At 65.3% G+C, this 20,286-nt stretch carries 17 protein-coding genes; 10 read left to right on the top strand and 7 right to left on the bottom strand.

Going from position 1 to position 20,286, the window contains the following annotated elements; all coding sequences use genetic code 11:
• Window positions 1-110: 110 nt before the first annotated feature.
• Both miaB and ACYVGK_RS13390 read left to right on the top strand, forming a co-directional pair.
• A complete protein-coding gene (miaB, locus tag ACYVGK_RS13395; RefSeq protein ID WP_460734520.1) occupies window positions 111-1,565 on the top strand; it encodes a tRNA (N6-isopentenyl adenosine(37)-C2)-methylthiotransferase MiaB in 1,455 nt (484 codons plus the stop codon).
• Window positions 1,558-2,220 carry a phosphatase PAP2 family protein gene (locus ACYVGK_RS13390; protein ID WP_460734518.1) on the top strand — a complete coding sequence of 221 codons (663 nt, stop codon included), beginning with the start codon at window positions 1,558-1,560 and terminating at the stop codon, window positions 2,218-2,220. The genes miaB and ACYVGK_RS13390 overlap by 8 nt, the downstream gene beginning before the upstream one ends.
• Before the next feature lie 26 nt (window positions 2,221-2,246).
• On the opposite strand, the gene ACYVGK_RS13385 is transcribed toward ACYVGK_RS13390, so the two are convergent.
• The 4 genes from ACYVGK_RS13385 to ACYVGK_RS13370 are packed head-to-tail and all read right to left on the bottom strand — an operon-like array spanning window position 2,247 to window position 5,947.
• On the bottom strand, window positions 2,247-3,356 hold the full coding sequence (locus ACYVGK_RS13385; protein WP_460734516.1) for an ABC transporter permease: 1,110 nt from the start codon (window positions 3,354-3,356) through the stop codon (window positions 2,247-2,249).
• Window positions 3,353-4,306 carry an ABC transporter ATP-binding protein gene (locus ACYVGK_RS13380; protein WP_460734514.1) on the bottom strand — a complete coding sequence of 318 codons (954 nt, stop codon included), beginning with the start codon at window positions 4,304-4,306 and terminating at the stop codon, window positions 3,353-3,355. Before ACYVGK_RS13380 ends, ACYVGK_RS13385 begins: the two co-directional genes overlap by 4 nt.
• Before the next feature lie 7 nt (window positions 4,307-4,313).
• Complete coding sequence (locus tag ACYVGK_RS13375; protein ID WP_460734512.1) at window positions 4,314-5,264, bottom strand: HlyD family secretion protein; 951 nt, start codon at window positions 5,262-5,264, stop codon at window positions 4,314-4,316.
• Window positions 5,261-5,947, bottom strand: coding sequence for a TetR/AcrR family transcriptional regulator (locus tag ACYVGK_RS13370; protein ID WP_460734510.1), 687 nt, complete (start codon window positions 5,945-5,947; stop codon window positions 5,261-5,263). Before ACYVGK_RS13370 ends, ACYVGK_RS13375 begins: the two co-directional genes overlap by 4 nt.
• Window positions 5,948-6,184: 237 nt before the next feature.
• Here ACYVGK_RS13370 and ACYVGK_RS13365 point away from each other — a divergent pair, with 237 nt between their 5' ends.
• From ACYVGK_RS13365 to ACYVGK_RS13335, 7 genes are all read left to right on the top strand, one after another.
• A complete protein-coding gene (locus tag ACYVGK_RS13365; RefSeq protein WP_460734508.1) occupies window positions 6,185-7,171 on the top strand; it encodes a PhoH family protein in 987 nt (328 codons plus the stop codon).
• Between the two features lie 39 nt (window positions 7,172-7,210).
• Window positions 7,211-7,693, top strand: coding sequence for an rRNA maturation RNase YbeY (gene ybeY, locus ACYVGK_RS13360; protein ID WP_460734506.1), 483 nt, complete (start codon window positions 7,211-7,213; stop codon window positions 7,691-7,693).
• A gap of 103 nt (window positions 7,694-7,796) precedes the next feature.
• On the top strand, window positions 7,797-8,660 hold the full coding sequence (locus ACYVGK_RS13355; protein ID WP_460734504.1) for an HlyC/CorC family transporter: 864 nt from the start codon (window positions 7,797-7,799) through the stop codon (window positions 8,658-8,660).
• Between the two features lie 43 nt (window positions 8,661-8,703).
• Window positions 8,704-9,936 carry a lipoprotein N-acyltransferase Lnb domain-containing protein gene (locus ACYVGK_RS13350; protein WP_460734502.1) on the top strand — a complete coding sequence of 411 codons (1,233 nt, stop codon included), beginning with the start codon at window positions 8,704-8,706 and terminating at the stop codon, window positions 9,934-9,936.
• A 122-nt stretch (window positions 9,937-10,058) separates the two neighbouring features.
• A complete protein-coding gene (corA, locus tag ACYVGK_RS13345) occupies window positions 10,059-11,081 on the top strand; it encodes a magnesium/cobalt transporter CorA (protein WP_460734500.1) in 1,023 nt (340 codons plus the stop codon).
• A gap of 266 nt (window positions 11,082-11,347) precedes the next feature.
• Window positions 11,348-13,420 carry a carbon starvation CstA family protein gene (locus ACYVGK_RS13340; protein WP_460734498.1) on the top strand — a complete coding sequence of 691 codons (2,073 nt, stop codon included), beginning with the start codon at window positions 11,348-11,350 and terminating at the stop codon, window positions 13,418-13,420.
• Window positions 13,421-13,428: 8 nt separating this feature from the next.
• Window positions 13,429-13,623 carry a YbdD/YjiX family protein gene (locus tag ACYVGK_RS13335; RefSeq protein WP_460734496.1) on the top strand — a complete coding sequence of 65 codons (195 nt, stop codon included), beginning with the start codon at window positions 13,429-13,431 and terminating at the stop codon, window positions 13,621-13,623.
• A gap of 37 nt (window positions 13,624-13,660) precedes the next feature.
• On the opposite strand, the gene ACYVGK_RS13330 is transcribed toward ACYVGK_RS13335, so the two are convergent.
• The 3 genes from ACYVGK_RS13330 to ACYVGK_RS13320 all read right to left on the bottom strand — a co-directional run bounded on the left by ACYVGK_RS13330 (window position 13,661) and on the right by ACYVGK_RS13320 (window position 18,190).
• Entirely contained in the window at window positions 13,661-13,840 is a 180-nt protein-coding gene (locus ACYVGK_RS13330; RefSeq protein ID WP_460734494.1) for a hypothetical protein, read from the bottom strand.
• A 163-nt stretch (window positions 13,841-14,003) separates the two neighbouring features.
• The gene (locus ACYVGK_RS13325) at window positions 14,004-16,079 is read right to left on the bottom strand and encodes a S9 family peptidase (protein WP_460734492.1); all 2,076 of its coding nucleotides are present in this window, start codon (window positions 16,077-16,079) and stop codon (window positions 14,004-14,006) included.
• A 107-nt stretch (window positions 16,080-16,186) separates the two neighbouring features.
• Entirely contained in the window at window positions 16,187-18,190 is a 2,004-nt protein-coding gene (locus ACYVGK_RS13320) for an OPT family oligopeptide transporter (RefSeq protein ID WP_460734490.1), read from the bottom strand.
• 136 nt (window positions 18,191-18,326) lie between these two features.
• Here ACYVGK_RS13320 and ACYVGK_RS13315 point away from each other — a divergent pair, with 136 nt between their 5' ends.
• On the top strand, window positions 18,327-20,285 hold the full coding sequence (locus tag ACYVGK_RS13315; RefSeq protein WP_460734488.1) for a peptide MFS transporter: 1,959 nt from the start codon (window positions 18,327-18,329) through the stop codon (window positions 20,283-20,285).
• Window position 20,286: the final 1 nt, after the last annotated feature.

Raw genomic sequence — 20,286 nt, 5'->3', positions numbered from 1 at the left:
GACACTCGTCGCGTTTAGGTCAATGAAGTACAAGCGGGTGTGGCGGCCCCTCGCTACAATGCGCGCCCCGGTGCGGAATAACCGCCGCCCTCCCGGCATAGAACGAGCCCATGACCGACCTGACCGTCGCAGACGACGCGACCACCCTTCCCTCTTCCGCACCCCAGCCTGCCGAAGCCTCGGCTTCGGTAAAAAGGCCCGTTGGCAAGCTCTTCATCGAGACCCACGGCTGTCAGATGAACGAGTACGACTCGGCCAAGATGGCCGACGTCCTCGCCGCCAGCGACGGCCTGGAACTGACCACGAACGTCGAGGAAGCCGACGTCATCCTGATCAATACCTGCTCGATCCGCGAGAAAGCGCAGGAGAAGGTGTTCAGCCAGCTCGGCCGCTGGAAGACCCTCAAGCAGGGCGGCAAACCGGTCGTCATCGGAGTCGGCGGCTGCGTGGCCTCGCAGGAAGGCGAGGCGATCATCAAGCGCGCGCCCTTCGTCGATCTGGTCTTCGGCCCGCAAACCCTGCATCGCCTGCCGGAGTTGATCCAGGCCAAGCGCGAGACCGGCCAGCCGCAGGTCGACATCAGCTTTCCCGAGATCGAAAAGTTCGACCGCCTCCCCGAGCCCCGCGCCGAAGGCCCCTCGGCCTTCGTCTCGATCATGGAAGGCTGCAGCAAGTACTGCTCGTTCTGCGTGGTGCCCTACACCCGCGGCGAGGAAATCAGCCGCCCGTTTGAGCCCGTGTTGATCGAAGTCGCCGACCTGGCCGCCCAGGGCGTGCGCGAAGTCACCCTGCTCGGCCAGAACGTCAACGCATATCGCGGCCCGATCATGGGCGACGACGGCCAGCCGACCGGCGAAATCGCCGACCTCGGCCTGCTGATCCGCGCCATTGCAGAGATCGAAGGCATCGGCCGCATTCGTTTCACCACCTCGCACCCGCTGGAGTTCTCCGACTCACTGGTGGAGGCCTACCGCGACGTACCCAAGCTGGCCAGCTTCCTGCACCTGCCGGTGCAGGCGGGCAGCGACCGCGTGCTCGCCGCGATGAAGCGCGGCTACACCGCGCTCGAGTTCAAGCAGAAGATCCGCAAGCTGCGCGCGGTGCGTCCGGACATCTCGATTTCCTCAGACTTCATCGTCGGCTTCCCCGGCGAGAGCGATGCGGATTTCGAGAAGACGATGAAGCTGATCGAGGACGTCGGTTTCGACCAGTCGTTCTCCTTCATCTACTCGCGGCGCCCAGGCACGCCCGCCGCGGACCTGGAAGACACCGTCACCAGCGAAGAGAAGCACGCCCGCCTCTCGCGTCTGCAGGCCACCATCAACACCAAGGCGCGCGAGATCAGCGACGCCATGGTCGGCAGCGTGCAGAGCGTGCTGGTCGAAGGCCCGTCGAAGAAGAATCCGAACGAACTCACCGGCAAGACCGAGAACATGCGCTCGGTGAATTTCCCGGGCCATCCGCGCCTGGTCGGCCAGTTCGTCGACGTAGTGATCACCGAGGCGATGTCGAACTCGCTGCGCGGCCGGGTCCGCACCGGCGAGGACGAGGCCGCGCTTGCCTGACGGCGCATCGCAGCGCGACGGCGTCACCGCCGCGCTTGCCGTGCCGTTCCGCATCCGCCTGCTGGCGGTGACCACGATGGTCACCGTCAACACGCTCATCTATCTGCTAATCAACGCGAATCCGACCCGCACGCCGGCGCTGCTGCCGGTGACATGGCTCGATCACGCGCTCGGTCGTCACGCCTGGACGATCTGGCCGTACTGGCTGTTGCTGGTGATCAACCCGTTCTTCGCTGTCGCCATCCGCGAACGCACGATCTTGCTGGCGTCGTTGCGCGCCTACGTGGCGGCCATGGGACTGAACATCGTCGTGTGGCTGGCATGGCCGACCCGCATCTTGCGCGAGACGTTACCGCAAGGCATGGACTCGCTCACGCAAGGCGCCTGGAACCTGCTGTATGCGCTGGACGCGCCCAACAACTGCTTTCCGTCGGGCCACATCACCATCCCCTGCGTGGTCATGGCCGGTTTCGTCGCGCAGTACCCGGACGCGCGCCGCTGGATCTGGATAGTCGCCCTGCTGTTTCCGGCCATCATCACCACCGGGCAGCACTACGCCATCGACCTGTTCGCGGGGATGCTGACCGCCGTGGCCGGCATCGCACTCGCGGGCCTGCCGGCGCTGATGCGTTTGCGGCGCCCGGCTATCGCCTGACGCAGCATCGGCTCCGGGCTGCGTGATCAATCCAGTCGCTTGCGGAATCGGCTGATCGCCAGCGCCATCATCGCCGCCGTGAACCCCACCAGGGCGAGCACATCGGGCCAGAGCTCGAACAAGCCCGCGCCACGCAACATGACCCCGCGCACCAGCCGCAGGAAATGCGTCAGCGGCAACACCTCCGCCAGCCACTGCACCACCCGCGGCATGCCCGAATACGGAAACATGAAGCCGGAAATAAGGATTGAGGGCAGGAAGGCGAAGAACGACATCTGCATCGCCTGGAACTGCGACTTCGCCTTCGTCGAGATCAACAGACCAAGCGTCAGGTTGGCGAAGATCAGCAGCACCGCCGCCAGATAGACATCCAGCAGACTGCCGCGGATCGGCACCTTGAACAGGAACAGGCCGAGCGCGAGCACCACGGTGGTCTGGATCAGGCCGATCACCGCGTACGGCAGGACCTTGCCTATCATCAATTCGCTGCGCGTCAGCGGCGTGGCGATCAGCAGCTCCATGTTGCCGCGTTCGCGCTCGCGCACGATCGCGACACCGGTGAACAGCACCATGGTCATGGTGAGGATCACCCCGATCAGCCCGGGCACGATATTGACCGCCGAACGCCGCTCCGGGTTGTAGAAGCTGACAACGCTGATCTGGTGCGAGGTGACTTCGCGCGTCCCGGTCGCCTGGGCGACATAGCCCGAACTGTCGAGCGGCATCTGCGCCAGCTGGATCGCGGCGCTCTGCACCACGGTGTCGCTGCCATCGACCAGTACCTGCACCGCTTCGCGTCCTTCCGCGCGACGCCGTTCGAAGTCACTCGGCACGACGACGCCGACGCTGATCCGTCCCTGCTTCAGCAAGGCCATCGCCTCCTGTGGCGTGGCGGCTTCGTGCGTCGGTCGGATCACGTCGGTGGCGAGCATGTCCATGATCAGCGCGCGCGAAGCGCTGGTGCCGGCCTGATCGACGATGACGGCGTCGAGCCCGCGCAGGTTGAGGTTGATCGCATAGCCGAACAACACCAGCTGCATCACCGGAATTCCGACGATCATCGCCAGCGTGATGCGATCGCGGCGCAACTGCCGCAGCTCCTTGAGCATGATCGCGCCGAGTCGTCGCCAGCTCATGCCGCGTCCACTCCCGCTTCTTCGCGGCCGCGGGTGGCCGAGACGAAGACGTCTTCCAGGTTGGCCTGCACCGCTTCGACCTCGCCCTCCACGCCTGCCGTCGCCAAAGCGCTGCGCAGACGCGGCGCGGCATCTCCGTTGGCTTCGGTGAGTACGCGCAAGGTGTTGCCGATCTGGGCCACACTGATCACACCGGACTGCTGCAACAGCACAGCCTGCGCGCGTCGAGGTTGCGATGCATGCACCACCAGCGTTCGTCCGGCGAGCTCGCCGGTGAGATTGACCGGCGTACCGTCGGCTACCAGCACGCCGCGATCGAGGATGGCGAGGCGATGGCAACGCTCGGCCTCGTCCATGTAGTGGGTCGACACGAGAATGGTCGTACCGGCATCGGCCAGCTCGAACAGCTTTTCCCAGAAGTCGCGGCGCGACTCGGGGTCCACCGCGCTGGTGGGTTCATCAAGGAACAGCAATTCCGGCTGATGGATCACCGCGCCGGCCAGGGCGAGGCGTTGCTTCTGCCCGCCGCTCATGGTGCCAGCAAGCTGGTTCTGGCGATCGGCGAAGTGGTAGCGCTCGACCAGCTCGTCGATCCGGCGCGCGGTCTGCAGTTTCGAGAGGCCCTGCACGGCGGCGAGGAATTCCAGGTTCTCGCGCACGCTTAGGTCCTCGAACAGCGAGAACTTCTGGGTCATGTAACCGATGCGGCGCAGCAGCGCCTCGGACTGTTCCGGTATGCGCAGGCCCAACACTTCGATATCGCCCGCGGTCGGTGCGAGCAGACCGCACAGCATGCGGATGGTCGTGGTCTTGCCCGAACCGTTGGGGCCAAGGAAGCCGTAGACATGCGCTTTCGGCACGGTGAGATCGACGTGATCGACCGCGGTGAGCGCACCGAAGCGCTTGGTCAGGCCGCGCGCGCGGATCGCGATGTCGCCATTCGTGCTCATGTCGTGCTCATCGTTCGAATTCGACCCGCACCGGCAGTCCCGCAGGCAGCTCGCCCGCCGACGGGTCGAGCTGGATTTCGGCGAGATAGCTCAAGCGAGCCGCGTCCTTGCCGATGAGCGCGTAGTACGGCGTAAAACTGGCTTCGCTGCGGATCATCCGTACCTTGCCGGTCACAGGCTGGTCGCGTCCCTCGATGAAGACGCGTGCCGCCTGTCCGACTTTCACATTCACGCGGATCGGCTCGGGCACATACACGCGCGCATAGGGCACTTCACCCGCCAGCAGGATGGCCAGCGGCGCGCCGATCGGCGCCTGGTCGCCGAGCCGGTACGGCAGGCTGTCGACGCGACCGACGCGCGGCGCCACCACCGTGAGCTTTTCCAGGTTGACCTGCTGCGCGCTGGCCTGCGCCTCCGCAGCGCGCGTAGCGGCTTCGCCCTGCGCGATGCGCTCGCTGCGTGTGCCGTGTTCGAGCTCGAGCAGCGCCGCCTGCGCGGCCCGCACCTGTGCATCCGCACTATTGGCGGCAGCGCGCGCACGGTCCACTTCGGCGGCGGCGATCAGCTTGCGCGTACCGAGCGGCTGCACGCGGGCGTAGTACGCACGGGCGTCGCGCGCCTGCGCCTGCGTGGCGGCGAGCTGCGCACGCGCCTGTGCGATGGTTTCGCTACGCGCACCGGCTTCGAGTTCGCGCAGGGCTTCGCGCTGCGCTGCGGCCTGCTCGCGTGCGGCACGCGTCGTGGATTCGATCCGCGTGGCTTCCAGCTTCAGCAGTTGCTGACCCGCGGCGACCTTCTGCCCTTCGCGCACGTTGATTTCGACGATGCGTTCAGCGGCCGGCGCAGGCAAGGTGATGCGGTCGTATTCCAGCGTGCCCAGCGCCTGCGGTGGCGACTCATGGCACGCCGTCAGTGCAACGGCGAGCAAAACCAGTGCAGTAGTGCGTTTGAGGATCATGCGTTCTCCAGATTCAGTCCGCGGCCCAGCAAGGCGATGGCGTGATCGCGGATGCGGGTGCTGTCGATGTCGCCGGCGCCGAAGATGGCGCGCCAGATCGGCGCGCCGGCCGCGGGAAACATGGTCAGGCCGATCAGCGAGACCACCAGCAATCGCGGGTCCAGATCGGCGCTCAATCGCCCTTCCTTCTGCGCCTGCGCAAAGCGTTGCGCCAACAGCTGCGGCAGCTGCGGGCCGACCCGGGACACGATGAGTTCGCGCAGCACCCCGCCTTCGCAGAGGACTTCGCGCACCCACAATGCAGGCCACCATGGGTAGCGCTGGATCAGCTCGCTCATCTTGGTCACGAAGCCGATGACCAGCCCACCCACATCGTTGTCCCCTTCCAGCACGCTGCGCATTTCCATGAGCACCGGCCCCAGCCGCTCGGCGACGATCGCGTTGACCAGCTGATCCTTGTCGCCGAAGTAGTAGTGGAGCAGCGCCGGAGTAACCGCAGCCTCACGCGCGATCGCCCGCAGCGACGTGCCGGCGATGCCGTCGCGGGTGAAGCAGGCAATGGCCGCGTCGAGCAGGTGCACGCGCAGATCGGGACCGTCGCCCGCGGGGCGTCCCGGGGTGCGCTTGCGCGCGGGTTTGGCGCGTGCGAGCGCAGGAGTCTTGGATTTGGGCGTGCGGGCCATGGCGCTTAAATTAATTATCTAGTAAATTATTTCAAGTGGAAGCCGACGAGCGGTTCCGTTCCTCGTCTTTCACTCCATCCGAACCCGGCCGCAGGCAATGGTTAGCCGAACAGTGATCGCGGCCGATACACCCTGCTTCTCTCCGACGACAGCAACGCGCGGCATGGCTTTGCGAAACGCCTTCCGCAGGCGCAAGCTTTCTTCCTGCCGCGGAGTACTTTCAAAGACATCCCCCTGATGCCAGCCCGCACCGTTTCAGAATTCGCTCTCGACCCCGCCGAAGCCGAGCGCCTCGCCAATCTCAGCGGCCCTTTCGACAGTCACCTGCGCATGATCGAACTGCGCCTGGGCGTGGAGATCGCCAATCGCGGCAACGTGTTCCGGGTCGATGGCCCGGAGCGTTCGGTGCACCAGGCCGAGAAGCTGTTGCGCACGCTGTGGGACGAAGCCGGCGACAACACGCTGACCGAGCCCGACATCCACCTGCACCTCACCGAGTACGACGCCGACGAACCGGGCATCGACGACTTCGAGCCGCAGGAAGTCGTGATCCGGGTGAAGCGCGGCATGCTGCGCGCGCGTGGCGCCAACCAGGCCAAGTACCTGCATGCGATCGCCACCCACGACATCAACTTCGGCATCGGCCCGGCCGGCACCGGCAAGACCTTCCTCGCCGTGGCGATGGCGGTCGAGGCCTTGAACGAGGCCCGCGTCCAGCGCCTGATCCTGGTGCGCCCGGCGGTCGAAGCCGGCGAGAAGCTCGGTTTCCTCCCCGGCGACCTCACCCAGAAGGTCGACCCCTACCTGCGCCCGCTCTACGACGCCCTCTACGAAATGCTGGGCGTCGAAAAGGTGGTCAAGCTGCTGGAAAAGAACGTCATCGAGATCGCGCCGCTGGCCTACATGCGCGGACGCACGCTTAACGATGCGTATGTGATTCTTGATGAAGCGCAGAACACCACGATCGAGCAGATGAAGATGTTCCTGACCCGCATCGGCTTCGGCAGCACGGCCGTGGTGACCGGCGACATGACCCAGGTCGATCTTCCCAAGCACCAGAAGTCGGGGCTCAAGGACGCGCTCGATGTGCTGCGCAAGGTCAACGGGATCAGCTTCACCTTCTTCGAATCGCGCGACGTGGTCCGCCACCCGCTGGTCGCGCGGATCGTCAACGCCTACGATGCGCGAGATTCAGCGGACGCGCAGACCGGGCCGGCTTCCTGAGCCCACGGTCGACCTCCACCTCATGAAAGGACCAAGCGCATGACCGTCGGCCCGGTTCGTCTCGATGTCAGTGTCAGCTACGCCATTCCACGCGTGGGCGTTCCGTCCGCGGTGAGCTTCCGCAAATGGGTGGCCGCGGCCCTGAAAAGCCGCATTCGCGAAGCGGACCTCGCCATCCGCATCGTCGGCACCAAAGAGGCGCGTGCGCTCAATCGCCATTTCCGCGGCAAGGATTACGCGACCAATGTGCTGAGCTTTCCGGCCGAATTGCCGGAGGGCCTGCCCAAGGGAGTGAAGGTGCCGCTGCTCGGCGACGTAGTGCTCTGCGCTCCGGTGGTGGCGCGCGAGGCCAAGGAGCAGAAGAAGGCGCTGGTCGACCATTACGCGCATCTCACCGTGCACGGCGCGTTGCATCTGCTCGGCTGGGATCACGAGAACGAGGCCGACGCGATCTGCATGGAACAGTTGGAGCGCGAAATTCTGGCGGGATTGGGGATCGAGGATCCCTACGTCGTAGCGTGATTCCCGCCGAGTCGCGGGCATGAGACCCCACTGTCAGCGCCCTGCCCCGCTTCCGCGCTAGACTTCAGGGGTCCGCCCACCCCACGGGCGTTGCCGAAACACCATGTCTGAGGACGACAGTAGTACCCCGCAGGAGCACCCGGAGCGCCGCCGTGGTTGGCTGGAACGCATCAGCACGATGCTCTCCGGCGAACCCAGCACCCGCGAGGATCTGGTCGAGCTACTGCGCGATGCCCAGGCCGATGGCCTGATTGCCGCCGATACCCTGCGGATGATGGAAGGCGCCATTGCCGTGTCCGACCTCACTGTCGGCGACGTGATGATTCCGCGCGCACAGATGGTCGCCCTGCCCGCTGAAGCCTCCCTGCTGGAACTGATGAAGCGGGTGGTCGAATCCGGGCATTCGCGCTTCCCGGTACACGGCGAGGACAAGGACGAGATCCTGGGCATCCTGCTGGCCAAGGACCTCCTGCGTGGCGTGGTTGCCGACAACGGCCCCGCGAGCATCCATGCACTGCTACGACCCGCGGTGCTGATCCCCGAATCCAAGCGCCTGAACGTGCTGCTGCGCGAATTCCGCCAGTCGCGCAACCACATGGCGATCGTGATCGACGAACACGGCGGCGTCGCCGGCCTGGTCACGATCGAAGACGTGCTGGAACAGATCGTCGGCGACATCGACGACGAGCACGACGAAGCCGAGGATCCGCAGGCGCTGATGCGCGCGCAGGCCGACGGCCTGTTCGTGGTCGATGCGCTCACGCCGATCTCCGACTTCAATGAGCGCTTCGACGCCGACTTCGACGACGACGAATACGACACCATCGGCGGTCTCGTCACCGCGGCGATCGGTCATCTGCCCGAAGCCGGCGAGGAACTGTCGCTGGGTCGCTTCGTATTCCGCGTAGCCTCGGCCGACGTGCGCCGCGTGCACGCCTTCCACGTCGACGTCCTGAGCAATGCATGACGCCATCCTCCCCGCCCGCGCCACGGGCGGACGGGCGCATCGCATGACGCGTTGGCTGGCGGTCGGCCTGCTCTGGCTCGCCTCGCTGCCGGTTTTGGCACAGGGTGCACCGCTGCCCGCCGCTGCGAAACCAACGGAAGCCGCGACGCTGGCGGAACCGGCGCCCCGCATCGGCATCATGGTGATGGAGCCGGGCGAGATCTTCTGGGAGCGCTTCGGCCACGACTCGGTACTGGTCGTCGATCCACGCACGGGCGACGCGATCTCATACAACTTCGGGTTCTTCGATCCGAGCGATCCGGATTTCATTTCGCGCTTCGTCTACGGCGACATGCGCTATCGCCTCGCCGCCGTGCCGTATGCCGACGACCTGGTGCTGTACCGCGAGGAAGGTCGCGGCGTCGGTGTGCGCTGGCTCGATCTGGATGCCTCGCAAGCGCGCGGCATCGCGGCAGCGCTGGCCGAGAATGCCAAGCCTGAAAACGCCTTCTATCACTACGACTATTTCAGGGACAACTGCTCCACTCGGGTGCGCGATGCGATCGACCGCGCCTTGGCCGGCAGTTTGCAAAAGCAGGTCATCGGGCGCTCGCAGGGGCTGACGTGGCGCGACGAAGCGGTGCGCCTTGCTTCGCCCGCGACCTGGATGTGGCTGGGCTTCGACATCGGCCTGGGACCCGCAGCCGACCAGCCGATGACGCTGTGGGAGCAGGCATTCGTGCCGCGCCGGCTATCCGACATCCTGACCCAGGCGAAGAACGGCGAAGGCCGGCCGCTGGTGCAGGAGCGCCAGGAAATCCTGCCGCATCGCATCGATCCCGAACCGCAGGCACAACCGCTGCGCTGGTGGTTGTGGGGCCTGTGCGGCATTGCCATCGGTATCGCAATTGCATGGCTCGGCCGACGCGATATCGGCGCGCGGCTGCTCGGTGCAGCGTTGTTGCCGTTCTGGCTGATCGCGGGCGCGGTGGGATCGCTGCTGCTGTTCCTGTGGTTCGGTACAGCGCACGTAATGGCCTGGAGCAACCACAATCTGTTCCTGCTCAATCCGCTGGCCTGGCTGGCACTTCCGGGCGCGTGGAGGTTGCTGCGTGGTCGTGCCCCGGGTCGCTGGGCAACGTCGATCACGCTGGCCATGACCGGCTGTGCACTCGCCGGCCTCTTGGCCCATTGGATCACCGCGCAACCGCAGGCGAACGCGCATTGGATCGCGCTGCTGCTGCCCGTGCATGCCGCCATCGCCCTGATCTTCGCCCGACGCAACCGCGCCTTGTAGAGCGGAGCTTGCTCCGCTGCCTTTGAGTACAAGAAGGACCTGAAGCAGCGGAGCAAGCTCCGCTCTACAAAGCCGGTTCGGCCGGCTTGCCGCCGCAGGCCGCAAAGCGCACGATGCGGCGCATGAAGGATTCCGCTTCCAGCAAACACGACTCCGGCAAGCATGGCCTGCCCGAGTGCGTGGTCAACTGCGTCGCCTACGATCGCGACGGCCAACGCAGCGAGATCACGCTCGATGCAATCAGCGATGTACTCGCGGTCGATGATGGCAGCTTCGTCTGGGTCGGGCTGTACGAGCCGGATGAATCCATCCTCGACAAGCTGCAGGAGGAATTCGGCCTGCACGACCTCGCGATCGAGGACGCGCACAACGCGCACCAGCGGCCCAAGATCGAGTCCTACGGCAATTCGCTGTTTGTCGCAGTGCATACCGCGCAGACCGTCGACAGTCACATCCGCTTCGGCGAAACCCATCTGTTCGTTGGCCCGCGCTACCTCGTGACCGTGCGCCACGGCGCATCCAGCAGCTACGCCTCAGCGCGCGCACGCATGGAACGCGAACCGGAGATGCTGCGCCATGGCCCCGGCGCCGCGATGTACGCGGTGCTGGACATGGTGGTCGACAACTACATGCCGATCGTCGACGAGTTCAGCCACGAGCTGAACGAACTCGAGCAGGACGTGTTCGCGGAAGACTTCCGCAAGGACACGGTGCACAAGCTCTACAACCTCAAGCGAGAGTTGACCCGCCTGCGCATGGCCGCCTCGCCGCTGCAGGATATCCTTGGTCAGCTCGCGCGAGCCCGTACGACGCTGATCGACGAGGAGATCCAGCTGTACTTCCGCGACGTGCACGACCACACCGTGCGCCTCAATGAAGCTACCGACACGTTGCGCGAAATGCTCACCGCGGCGATGACCGTGAACCTTTCGTTGGTGACCGTGCAACAGGGCGAGACGGTGAAACGGTTGGGTGCATGGGCGGCGCTGCTGGCCGCGCCGACGCTGGTCGCGAGCTGGTACGGCATGAACTTCACCCACATGCCGGAACTGGCAGGACGGCACAGCTATTGGATCCTGATCGGTCTGGTCGCGGTGATATGCGTGGTGCTGTACTGGATGTTCAAGCGGGCGAAGTGGCTCTGAGACAGCCCTTGTAGAGCGGAGCTTGCTCCGCTGCTCGTCCGGGACTCAAGGAAAAGCCAAGCGGAGCAAGCTCCGCTCTACAAAGCCGGACGGCCGTTGCACGCCGGGCCGCAACCCGCAGCGCCGGGCCTGCGCGACGCGATCTCCGATCTACAGACGGCGCACCGCGCAGGCGCGGCGCTATAACGATCGGCCCGAATCCCAAGCTTCGTCATTGACCTGCGCCTAACGGCGGGCGACGCTTCGTCCTCCTCCGGAGGGACGTCATGCAGCGCTTTTCCTGGATCATCTGGTTTCTTGTGACAGTGGTCGCCGTCGCGAGCCTGGGCACGCTCGCCCTGCATCGCGGCGAAACCATCAGCGCCATGTGGCTGGTGGCCGCGGCGATTTCGGTATTCGCCATCGCGTATCGCTTCTACGGGCGCTACATCGCGAACCGGGCATTGGGAGTGGATGCGACGCGCGCCACACCCGCCTGGCGCCGCAATGACGGGCTCGACTACGTACCCACTGAACGCAGCGTGCTGTTCGGCCACCATTTCGCCGCGATCGCCGGTGCGGGTCCGCTGGTGGGACCGGTGCTGGCCGCGCAGATGGGCTATCTGCCGGGCACGCTGTGGATCCTTGCCGGTGTGGTCTTCGCCGGCGCGGTCCAGGACATGCTGGTGCTGTTCTTCTCCACTCGCCGCGACGGCCGCTCGCTCGGCGAGATGATCCGCGCAGAACTCGGCAGCGCCGCCGGTGTGACCGCGATGGTCGGCATCCTCTTCATCATGGTCATCCTCCTCGCCGTGCTGGCGCTGGTGGTGGTGAAGGCACTAGCGCAGAGTCCGTGGGGCACGTTCACCGTCGCGATGACCATCCCGATCGCGGTGCTGATGGGTTTGTACCTGCGCTTCTTCCGCCCCGGCCGCATTCTTGAAGTGTCAATCGTCGGCCTGGCGCTGTTGCTGCTGACGATCTGGCTTGGCGGCAAGGTCTCGCTCGACCCGCACTGGTCGGCGGTGTTCCGTCTGGAAGCGACGACGCTCGCCTGGCTGCTGATCGGCTACGGCTTCATCGCCGCGGTCCTGCCGGTGTGGCTGCTGCTGGCGCCGCGCGATTACCTCAGCACGTTCCTGAAGATCGGCACCGTGCTGCTGCTCGCCGTCGCGATCTTCATCGCCATGCCTGACCTGCAGATGCCGGCGATCTCGCGTTTCGTCGACGGTACCGGGCCGGTGTTCAGCGGGAAATTGTTCCCGTTCCTGTTCATCACCATCGCCTGTGGCGCCGTGTCGGGCTTCCACTCGCTGATCAGCTCCGGCACCACGCCGAAGATGCTGTCCAGCGAGGCGCACATCCAGCCGATCGGTTACGGCGGCATGTTGATGGAAGCCTTCGTCGCGGTGATGGCGCTGGTGGCGGCGTGTGTGCTGCAGCCGGGCGTCTATTTCGCGATGAACGCACCGGCCTCGCTGATCGGCACCACGGTGGATTCGGCAGCAGCGGCGATTTCCAACTGGGGCTTCGTCATCACGCCTGATGTGCTCGCCGCGACCGCCAGGCAGATCGGTGAAGAAACCCTGCTCTCGCGCAGCGGCGGCGCCCCGACGCTCGCGGTCGGCATGGCGAAGATCCTGCACGGCATCGCCGGCGGCGAAGGGATGATGGCGTTCTGGTACCACTACGCGATCCTGTTCGAAGCGCTCTTCATCCTCACCACGCTCGATGCCGGCACGCGCGTCGCGCGTTTCATGATCCAGGACATGCTGGGCATGGCGCACCCATCGTTGGCGCGCACAGAGAACTGGGTCGCGAACGTGCTGTGCACGGGATTGGCGGTCACTGGCTGGGGCTGGTTCCTTTATCAGGGCGTGGTCGATCCGCTCGGCGGCATCAACACGCTGTGGCCGCTATTCGGCATCGCCAACCAGATGCTCGCTGGTATTGCGCTGGTGTTCTGCAGCGTGGTGATGGTGAAGATGAAGCGCGAGCGCTATCTGTGGATTCCGCTGCTACCCACCGCGTGGTTGCTGCTGTGCACGCTGACCGCGGGCTGGCAGAAGATTTTCCATGACGATCCCAAGATCGGTTTCCTCGCCAACGCGCGCAAGTTCACCGATGCGATCGCGCGAGGTGAAGTGGCAGCGCCCGCGAAGTCGATCGAGGAAATGCAGCGGCTGGTGTTCAACTACCACGTCAACGCGGTGCTGTGCGGACTCTTCATCGTGGTGCTGCTGGCGATGGTCTTCTTCGGCCTGCGCGCGGCGCTCGCGGCGCGGCGTGCAGCGGCACCGACGACGCGCGAGAGCGACTACGTGCCCTTGCAGACCTTCGCCGTGAAGCCCACGCCATGATCACGAGCATGAAGACAGCGCTGCGGGACGCATGGAGTAATGCGATACAGGCGGCGCGGCTGGCGATCGGCGTTCCCGACTACGAAACCTATGCCGCTCACATGCGCTGCCACCACCCGCAGCAAGAGCCGATGGATCGCGACACCTTCTTCCGCGAACGGATGGACGCGCGCTACGGCAAAGGCCGTTCGCGCTGCTGCTAGATCCTGATGAGGCCCGGTCTCGATCCGGGCCAACCACCTAGCGGACGCCGTCCCAGCCGTTGCGCTTGCGCCGGTCCTTGCCGCTGCGGCGGTCTTCCTTGGTCAGCTCGAAGCGGATCATTTCGCGCCGGTCATTGCCCTGACGCCGGTCCCCGCCCTTGCGGCGTTCCGGCCCCTTATACGGCTCAGGCGGCTTGCGGAAAATATCGTCGACCATCGTAGTCCCCCTCCCCGGGCACCCCGGCCTGCAGCATACGCCCAGGCGCTGCGGTAGCTCCAGCCGGAGCCCCACTAGCAAAAACGCGCGTGCCTGGAAAATCCGGGCACGCGCGTTCGAGGGCCGCCTGCTGGCCGCGGAACGGGCCGCGGCCATGGCGTTGTTACTGCCCGATGTGCTGCTTCAGCCAGCCATTGACCGTGTCGTGCCACTGCACGGAATTCTGCGGCTTCAGCACCCAATGGTTCTCGTCGGGGAAGTACAGGAACTTGGATTCCACGCCCTTGCGCTGCAGCGCGCTGAACAACGCGATGCCCTGCTCGGCCGGAATGCGGAAGTCCTGCTGGCCGTGGATCACCAGCATCGGCACGCGGAAGTTGGCGACGTGGTTGGCCGGGTTGTACTTCTGGTAACCCTGCGGATTCTCGAACGGCGTGCCGCCGTTCTCCCACTCGCTGAACCACAGTTCCTCGGTGGCGTAACCCATGGCCTGGTTCTCGAACACACCGTCGTGGCTCACCAGGCACTTCCACGGCTCGTTCCAGTTGCCCGCGATCCAGTTGACCATGAAGCCGCCGTAGCTCGCGCCCAACGCACAGGCCTTGCTGCCGTCGAGGAACGCGTACTTCTGCTGCATCGCAGCCCAGCCCTTCTGCAGGTCTTCGAGCGGGCGGTCGCCCCAATGCTGGCTGATCGCGTCGGTGAACTTCTGGCCGTAGCCGGTGGAACCGTGGAAGTCGATCATCACCACGGCATAGCCCTGGCCCGCATACGTCTGCGGATTCCAGCGATAGCTCCAGCCGTTGCCGAAGCTGCCCTGCGGACCGCCGTGGATCAGGAAGGCGACGGGATACTTCTTACCTTCTTCGTAATTCCACGGCTTGACCACGTAGCCGTGCACGGTCTCGTTGTTCCAACCGGCAAACGTGAACTGCTCGTAGTCGCCGAAGCTCACGTCTTTCAGCATCTCACCCGCGCTCGGCGTGATCGCGCGCTGCGGCGCCGAACCATCCGGACTGGTGACGAAAACCTGGTCGCCGCTCTTGAGCGTGGCACGCGTGAACGCCAGCGTCGGGCCGGCCAGCGCGAACGCCGACACCGAACCCTGCGGGCCGGAGATGTTGCTCACTTCACCATTGGCGATCGACACCGCGAACAGCGGATCCTGGCCGAGTTCCTGCGCCGTGGTGTAGATGCGCTTGCCATCCGCGGACAGGTTGATGCCGTTGGCCGAGGCATCCCAGCGCGACGCGATCTCACGCGACTTGCCCGAGGCGAGATTCATCGCCATGAGCGCGAAACGGTCGGCTTCGAAGCCCGGGCGCTTCATCGCGCGGTAGTACAGCGTCTTGCCATCGGCACTGAACACCGGCGTGGTGTCCCAGGCGGGATTCGACGCGGTGAGGTTCTTCGCCGCACCGCTGCCATCGGCCTTGACCAGATACAGGTCGAAGTTGGTCGACCACGGTTCCTGACCGTCGGCCTTGCGCACGCTCAGCACGAGTTGCTTGCCATCGGGCGACCATTCGTATTCACCGGCATCGCCGAACGGCTTGGACGGCACATCGCCGATGACATCGCCGCCGACCAGCGTCGCGGTCTTCGGCATGTCCTTGCCCTTGCCCAGATCGGTGACGAACACGCGATTGAGGCGACCGTCGTTCCAGGTATCCCAGTGGCGGATGAACATGCGGTCGAAGACCACGCCGGTGTTCTTCTGCTTGCCGCGCTCGTCCATGCGCTTGGGGCTGCAGGTCAGGTTGCTGCCGCAATCGATGAAGGCGTCGGTGCTGAAGGCCAAACGCTTGCCGTCCGGCGAGAACTTGTAGCTGCCGATGTCACCCGGGAAATCGGTGAGGCGCACGGGCTCACCGCCCTGCGCGGCGATCGAATACAGCTGCATCGATCCCGACTTCGCGCTGAGGAAGTACACGGTGCTGCCGTCCTTCGAGAAGGTCGGCGAATTGACGTTCCAGCCTTCCGGCGTGAGGCGCTTGGGCGGTGCGGCATCGCGCGCGAACAGGTCTTCGATCCACAGCGCCGTGGAGGACTTGTTGGCGGCGAAATCGACCACGCGCTTGGCGAACACCAGCTGGCGGCCGTTCGGCGACAGCGTGGGCGCGGAAACGCGATCCAGGGTGGCGAGGTCGCGGACTTCGAAGCCGCGCGCGGCGTCGGCATCGAACGAAGGCAGAGCCGCCGCGAGGAGCAGCGGCAGGACGGCGTGGCGCAGGTTCATCGGAACTCCGGGAGCGGAAGGACGAAAGTCCCGATGGTAGGCGGCGGGCCCCGTCCGCCGCAAAGGGCGGCAGTCACGGGGCCCGGAAGTGCAAAGTCCGCGGGGCGTCAGGCGTCGGCGGTACGGCGCGAAAGACCCTCGATCCAGCGGTACAGCGCCACGATGGCGATAACGAAGGCGATACCGCCGATCCACTTGGCCGGCCCGGCGAACTCGTCGCCGACCAGCGCCATCGGGAACAGGTTGAAGGCAACGACGCCCGCGATCACCACGCCGATCAGGCCTTCGCCGACGATCATGCCGGAGGCGAGCAGGACGCCGAGCTGCTTGGCCGAATCAGGATTAGCGCTGCGTTCCGCACGCTTGTCGTAGATCCAGCCCACGATCGCGCCCACCACGACCATCAGCGTCGCCGAGGTCGGCAGGTAGATGCCCAGGCCGACCGCGAGGGGCGATAGGTGCGCGCCCTTGGTGGTGCGGCGCAGGATTTCGTCGAGGGCGATCAGGACGATACCGATGCCACCGCCAATCAGGATCAGGCTCCAGTCGATGTTGTTCTCGATCACGCCCTGCGCGAGCGCGGAGATCAGGCCCGCCTGCGGCGCCGCGAGCGCGATCTTCGGGTCGACGCCCGGCGCGCCGGTGAAACCGTAGGCCTTGTTCACGATGTCGAGGATCACAGGAATGATCGCCGCACCGGCGATCACGCCGATCACCAGCGCCCACTGCTGCTTCGACGGCGTGGCGTCGACCAGCTGACCGGTCTTGAGATCCTGCAGGTTGTTGTTGGCGATCGCCGCGACCGTGAATACCACCGCCGTGACCATCAGTGCGAACGCGACCAGCCCCTTCTCGTGGCCCGGTTCCGTCAGCGACTTGATGCCGAATACCAGCAGCAGCGCCGCACCGATCACCACCAGGATGCCGATGCCCGAAAGCGGGCTGTTGGACGAACCGATCAGGCCCGCCATGTAGCCGCACACCGTGGAGACCAGGAAGCTCATCACCACGATGTAGATCAGGCCGCCGATCACCAGCGGGGTGGTATGCGCGCTCAAGCCGGTTTCATTGCTGAACTGGACCAACAGGAATGCCAGCGGGATGAAGCAGGCCACCATCACCATGCCGACCACACCGATCGGAATGTCGTGCTCGGTACGCGGCAGCGACGCGAGATTGCCGGCAGCGCGGACCTTGGCCGCGGCCATCGCCGACGTCAGCCCGGTGATCACCGGCTTGACCAGCTTGCCCAAGGTCCAGATCGCCGCGACGCCGATCGTACCGGCGCCGACGAAGCGCACTTGCTGGCTCCACGTCGCGCCGGCGAGGTCCTCGGGGCTGCCGGGAAGCGCTGCGGGAAGCGCGGCGGCGAGCGCGGAGAAGTGTGGAACACCCCAGACCCAGCCGATCAGCGCGCCGAGCAGCATGGCGATGCCGACCCACAGGCCCACGAGATGGCCCACCGCGAAGAGGGCCATCGACAGCGCGAAGTCGAAGCCAGTCACGCCTTCGCCGACCTTGAAGTAGGACTTCACGTCGCTCGCGAAGACGCGCGTGGCGACGACCACGGCAAACACGGCGGCGACAACCGCACCCCAGATGACGGCCAGCAGGCCGACACGGCTTTCCTCGGCGCCATGTGCGGTGCCTTCAGCGCCGGGACTGCCCACCTTGAGCACTTCGGCGCAGGCCACGCCTTCGGGATACGGCAGATCCGAATTCGTCACCAGCGCGCGCCGCAGCGGGATCGAATACATCACGCCGAGGATGCCGCCGAGCGCGCAGATCGCGAACGAGACCCAGTAGGGAAAGCCCGTCCACCAACCAATGATGATCAGACCGGGCAGGACGAAGATCACCGAAGACAACGTGCCCGCAGCCGATGCCACGGTCTGCACGATGTTGTTTTCCTGGACCGTCGAATTCTTGAAGTTGCGCAGCAGCGCCATCGAGATGACGGCGGCGGGAATCGACGTGGCGAAAGTCAGACCGGCCTTCAGGCCGAAGAACACGTTCGCCGCGGTGAACGCCACGGTGATGATCACACCGAGGATCAGGCCGCGAACGGTTAACTCGGTGCGCGGAGTGGCCAGGGAGTCTGGTTGGTTCACTGGTGGAGTTCCCCCAAGGATGGACGGCCCAGTATCGCAGACCGTTCATGGTCCGGGCACGGCCGGCTTTGGCGGTGCGTGGCTATACTCGGCCCCCAATTGCGCAGGGACGGCGCTCAAATCCAGGGGGTTCCGCTTGTCAGTCCTTTCCACCGCCGTCGCAGGCCGTCCGCTCACCACTGCCGCAACGGACGACTTCCTCGGTCATCCCAAGGGCGTCTACGTCTGCTTCTTCACCGAGATGTGGGAGCGCTTCTCCTTCTATGGAATGAAGGCGCTGTTGCTGCTTTATCTCCTGGAGCACCACAAGTTCGGCGACCGCATGGGACTCGACGTGCTCGGCGCATACGGTGGCCTGGTGTATTGCCTTCCGGTGATCGGCGGCCTGTTGGCCGACCGCTTCCTGGGCATGCGCAAGGCCGTGATCTTCGGCGGCCTGTTGCTGGTGGCCGGCCATGCAGGCATGGCCATCGAAGGCCATGCGGCGACCATGGTCAACGGAGTCATGGTGCGCGATGAGGGCGCACTGCGCGCCTTCTATATGTCGCTGGCGCTGATCATCATGGGCGTGGGCTTCCTGAAACCCAACGTGTCCACGATCGTCGGCAAGCTGTACGCGGAGAACGATCCGCGCCGCGATTCGGGCTTCTCGCTGTTCGTCGCTGGCATCAACCTGGGCGGCCTGTTCGCCTCCATCGTGTGCGGCTATCTCGGCAAGGCCTATGGCTGGAAGTACGGCTTCGGCGCGGCAGGCATCGGCATGCTGCTGGGCCTGGCGCAATTCCTCTGGGGCCGCAAATACCTACGCGACATCGCCGAGCCGCCCAAGCCGCTGAGCCGCAAGCGTGAGTGGACGATCTATGTGCTGGGCGTTCTCGGCTTGTTCCCCGTGGCTTGGCTGATGGAAGCGGTAACCACCTTCAAGCTCGGTCCGGACACCGTCCGCTGGACGTACTACGTCGTGGTCATGGCGCTGGCCGGCATCGTCTGGACGATGTGGCACGGCATGCGTCGCGACGACGCACGCAAGCTGCCGTTGAGCGCCTACCTGCCCTCGCTGTCGGTCTTCGCGCTGATTGGCGTCGCCGTGATCTGGCTGTCGCAACGCTCGGGCGTACTCGGGTTCTTCGTCGAGGAAGCCACGATCGCGCTCGTGCTGATGTCGGTCGTGTTCCTGATCGTCGGCTTCTGGTATTTCGGCTTCGTCACCCGCGGCTGCACGAAGATCGAAGCCCAGCGCATGGGCGCGATGATGGTGCTGATCTTCGCCGCGCTGGTGTTCTACACCCTGTACGAACAGACCTACGGTTCCTGGGTCACCTTTACCGATCGACTGCTCACCAAGGACCTGATTCCGTCGCTGGTGGTACGCGACGGCACGCCGTGGCCCTGGTCGATCGTGGCGCTGCTGCTGGCGCCCATCGCCTTCATGGTCGCCTCGACGTTTTCCGAACGCGATCCGTCCTCGTCGATGCCAAAGGTGCTGTTCTGGGTGTCGATCATCGTCATGATGATCGGCCTGTTGCGGGACGCTCTGATCCTGCCGCAGAACGCGGGTTCGCTGAATTATCTCGGCTCGTTGTTCATCGTGCTGTTGGCCCCGCTGTTTGCCGTCATCTGGGCGTGGCTGGACAAGCGCGGGCTGGATCCGTCCAAGCCGACGAAGTCCGCGCTCGGCCTGCTGTTCGCCGGATTGAGCTTCCTGCCGCTGATGTGGGCGGCCCAGCACGCAGGTGCGACGGGCGGAATGGCGAGCGTGTGGTGGCTGGTGGCTGCCTTTCTGATTCTCGAAGTGGGCGAGATGTGCCTCTACCCGGTCGGCCTTTCCGCGGTCACGCAGTTGTCGGTGCCGCGTGTGGTCAGCCTGATGATGGGCACCTGGTTCCTCGCCACCGCATTCTCCGAAACACTGGCGGCGCTGCTGGGCAAGCTTGCCGCGATCGAAGTCCCTGAAGGCGAGACCATGAACTTCGCCGAAGCCGCCACGAAGTATGCCGATCTGTTCACGCTGCTGATGTGGATGGGTATCGGCTGCGCCGTCGTGGCGCTGCTGGTCTCGCCGCTGCTGCGGCGGATGATGCACGGGGTCAAGTAGT

This window comes from Lysobacter tyrosinilyticus, from assembly GCF_054779815.1.
Note: the sequence above shows the minus strand (reverse complement) of the source record. Positions and strands in the feature narration are given on the sequence as shown.